We start from the raw sequence: 985 nt of genomic DNA, 5'->3' as shown, positions 1-985 counted from the left end.
GCAGCCCTCGTCCACGACGAGCAGTGGTCATCAACCTCTTCACAGATGGCACGCTGTCAGATTCTGACGGGCCGCTGCTGACCGGAGTCGACGCGATCCCGCGCGGCGAGAAGATGAGCGGGCGATTCTTTCCGCTGCTGTCTCAGACCTAAGCGACTTGGTCTGGGCGCCGTTTGCGCACTTCGGACTGGTCGCTTAAGCGCCCAGTCCAGCGGCGGAATAGATACTCAAATACCGGAGAGAGGACTTGAACCTCCACGCCCTTGCGGGCACATGGACCTGAACCATGCGCGTCTGCCAATTCCGCCACTCCGGCGAGCTACGGTCGAACGAATAACAATCGCAGGTCGAACCGCGAAATTCAAGGGGGGCTGGGGAGGAGCCAGGAATCCGCGGACAGGAGTCAGCAAATGCAGAAAAAACAGCTTGCGCCGACCATCCGATACCGGCAAACTCTCCCTGACGCCTGACGCCTGACGCCTGACGCCTGACGCCTGACGCCTGACGCCTGACGCCTGACGCCTGACGCCTGACTCAATACCTCGCCATCCCCGGCTCGACGTCGGTCGCCCACCGATCGATGCCGCCCGCCATTGACTGGGCTCGCGAAAACCCTTGCTGTCGCAGCCAATTGGCCACGCGCAGGCTGCGGCCCCCCTTGTGACAATGAATCACTACGCGACGCTCCTCATGTCCCGCTAACTCGCCGATTCGCTCGGCGAGCGCACTCATCGGCAGAAGCTGAGCGCCTGTGATCGCCGCGATGGCGTGCTCGTCGGGTTCACGACAATCAATGAACAGAAAATCGGCGCCGGCGTCGCGCAGCTCCTTTACTTCGGGGACGGAGACTTCGATCGGTTCGGTGGGATCGCTCATGACGGCCTGCGAGAGGGCGGAACTCGATGTTAAACCACTATCTTTTGCAGGGGAGCCAGCAAATGGCAAGGGGGCAAGTGTGTGCGAATTCGCCGAGATAATCGTCCTT

At 61.3% G+C, this 985-nt stretch carries 1 protein-coding gene and 1 tRNA gene; both read right to left on the bottom strand.

Annotated features, from left to right (window positions below; genetic code table 11):
- Positions 1 to 232: 232 nt before the first annotated feature.
- Positions 233 to 316, bottom strand: a tRNA-Leu gene (locus JNK74_28160).
- Between the two features lie 218 nt (positions 317 to 534).
- Positions 535 to 876, bottom strand: coding sequence for a rhodanese (locus JNK74_28155; protein MBL7650063.1), 342 nt, complete (start codon positions 874 to 876; stop codon positions 535 to 537).
- Positions 877 to 985: the final 109 nt, after the last annotated feature.

Source organism: Candidatus Hydrogenedentota bacterium, from assembly GCA_016791475.1.
Classification (GTDB): domain Bacteria; phylum Hydrogenedentota; class Hydrogenedentia; order Hydrogenedentales; family JAEUWI01; genus JAEUWI01.
The sequence above is the reverse complement of the archived record's forward strand: the minus strand, read 5'-3'. Positions and strand labels throughout refer to the sequence as shown.

Excerpts from the sequence above, each read along its gene's own strand:
- JNK74_28155 (MBL7650063.1), bottom strand. The coding sequence starts at position 876 with ATGAGCGATCCCACCGAACCGATCGAAGTCTCCGTCCCCGAAGTAAAG.